3 protein-coding genes are annotated in these 2,483 nt (G+C 41.8%); all 3 read right to left on the bottom strand.

Annotated elements, in window-relative coordinates:
• Positions 1 to 448 precede the first annotated feature (448 nt).
• Positions 449 to 1,306 (bottom strand): IS3 family transposase, encoded by an 858-nt coding sequence (locus VK664_RS17405; protein WP_461399968.1) that lies wholly within the window; start codon positions 1,304 to 1,306, stop codon positions 449 to 451.
• A 38-nt stretch (positions 1,307 to 1,344) separates the two neighbouring features.
• A complete protein-coding gene (locus VK664_RS17400) occupies positions 1,345 to 1,686 on the bottom strand; it encodes a helix-turn-helix domain-containing protein (RefSeq protein WP_461399967.1) in 342 nt (113 codons plus the stop codon).
• Between the two features lie 201 nt (positions 1,687 to 1,887).
• A partial coding sequence (locus tag VK664_RS17395; RefSeq protein ID WP_461399966.1) for a CAP domain-containing protein occupies positions 1,888 to 2,483 on the bottom strand: 596 nt, incomplete at its 5' end.

Raw genomic sequence — 2,483 nt, 5'->3', positions numbered from 1 at the left:
GGGGGTACTGTTGAAGGATGATAAAGATGGTGGGGTGAGTTATAGTTTAGCGTGATTTTTTTTCCGCAGAGAGACAAAATTTAAAAATCAAAAGTCAAAAAGGGAACTCTTTTGAAAAGTAGTGTCCGGTAAAATTTGATGATGATTACATATTAGTTTGTATTGAGGCCCGGCCCCGTTAGGGGCATCGGCTTTGTAGCATAAACATATTACGTTGACTCGTCCTGGAAAAAGTTTACATCTTTTGATCAAATAATCTTGCTACAAGGTTACATTATTTGTTTAATCCTAAATACCGTTTACATTCAACCTGCCGGATGAAGCGGAAGCAGGCTCTGCTGAGGAGCAACCTGCCAGGATTAATCCGGTCAGATAACGTAATAGTCCGTTATTAGGTTTACACTTGATAGCGGATTTTTTTACGTATTCTGCCATGCCTCAAAAAAACCTATTCCCGGTACACCTCCTTTTCTTTGTATTTATAATAATTTTTCCATCGTCTTGGCAGTTCACCGCTCAATTGATGCGCTTCAGCGGGTTTAAGATTATCGATACTGCCGTGTGGTCGCAAATTATTATAGGTGGTACAAGCTGTCGCGATGGCTGTTTTTGCTTCTGCGAACGCTGTAAAGTTTTCCATTAAAAATTCCTCTTTAAGAATACCGTTTACTCTTTCTGCAATGGCATTTTCCAAAGGATCTCCCTTTTCGGTCATGCTGATTTTAATTTCATTCGCCTCCAACAGCCTTATATAAGCATCGCAGCAATATTGAATGCCTCTATCGCTATGATGTATTAAACCCATTCGATCCGGGTTTGTTTCTAATGCCATTTTTAATGCTGTTAAAGATCCTGTTGATGATAAATTTTCATTTAAATAAAACCCTACTATTTTTCTGCTGTACGCATCTGTTACAAGAGATAAATAGGCATAGTGATCGCAGAGTGGAATATAGGTGATATCGCTTACCCATAGTTGATTGGGAGCTAACGGAACCATTGCCTTAATGATGTTCGGATATTTCTTAAACCGGTGCCTGGATAAAGTGGTTACCGGCCCCCTTCGCTTGCGTTTGGTAACCAGCAACCCGTGGATCGCCAACAAATCAAACAGCGCATCTCTGCCTATTTTAAACCGATGAGTTATTAAAAAGTCCTGCATTTCTTCTAGTAGTTTTCTGGTGCCGATACGCTTTTGATACTGACGGTAACGTAAGACTTCCTGAATGATCAGCTCTTCCTCATACACTTTTTCTTTTCTGAATTTAATTCCCTGGTAATAAGACTGCCGGCTAAAACCAACCAGTGAACAAAGCTCGTTGATACAACGAGGCGTACTTTGCTCTACTTGCTTGACTGCTTGGTGCCAGACTTTTTTCTGATGGGGATCTTGAGCTCCTTTTCTGCAATATCAATCATGGCATTGAGCAATTTATTACGCAACCTTTCCTGTTCCAATTGCTTTTGGAGCTCAGCAACCTCTTCAGGTATATCCTTCCTAAACTTCTTCTTCATTTCCATCAATCTACTACTTTCTACAGTAAACTTGCCAGGCGGAAGAAAACCTTGATGATCTATTATCCAACGCGTAATAGTGCGACGAGAAATGCCATGCTTCCTCTCCAACGCCGTTAAATTGATATCTCCTCCCAAATACTCCCGGATAATCTCTTGTTTTGTGTCCATGATTTACATTTTTTTTTTGTAAACCTATCCTAGGACGAGACATTACTCTAATGTCGCCCTTTCAGGGCTCTGTTCGTGATAATGATTCTGTCTACAGTAATGTCGGCCCTTCAGGCCTTAGAGTTCGATTAAGCAAGATGCTCTCTTATTTGTTGGACATTTAAAGAGTAACAGAAAGATTAAGCCGATATCCACGCCGCCCTAAGGACGACTACAGGAAAAATCCTCCACCAGTAAAATCATTCCATCCCGGTATGGCGTCCATGCAAGACCGATATGAGTAAATCTCGTACTCAGCAGGTTGTTGCGATGGCCGGTACCTTTTACTTTATTATCAATCAATAGTAACATCAATGCTTCAAAGGGAGTACTGGTGCCGATATGTATATTCTCCCCACTACATTGGAACCCCAGTTTTGTCATTCTTGTCTGGAAACTGGTACCATCGGATGATTCATGCTGAAATTTTTTCGTACGCACAAGGTCAGCAGCATGAGCGGCGCTCGACTGTAATAATACGGGTTGAAGTTTGAAGGGTTGTTGGGAAGGCGCCTGGTAGAGATCTTCGCGCAGCGAAGACGTGTATTTATTCCCCGAACCATATCTCTGTTTAATATAAGCAGCGGCATATTCATCGTAAAATTTTCTGGGATGTATCCGTACAAAGTTTATCCAGTACAACTGCTCTTTGACCTCGGACTTTAGGGCCGCAAAATCAGATTGCGCCTGTAGGGCCTGCCAGATAGCGCTGTCCTTAACTTGAAATGGCTGCCGGCCTTCAGCATTACTCACCTGCG

The organism is Flavitalea sp., from assembly GCF_035489435.1.
In the GTDB taxonomy this organism is placed as follows: domain Bacteria; phylum Bacteroidota; class Bacteroidia; order Chitinophagales; family Chitinophagaceae; genus DATHKG01.
The sequence above is the reverse complement of the archived record's forward strand: the minus strand, read 5'-3'. Positions and strand labels throughout refer to the sequence as shown.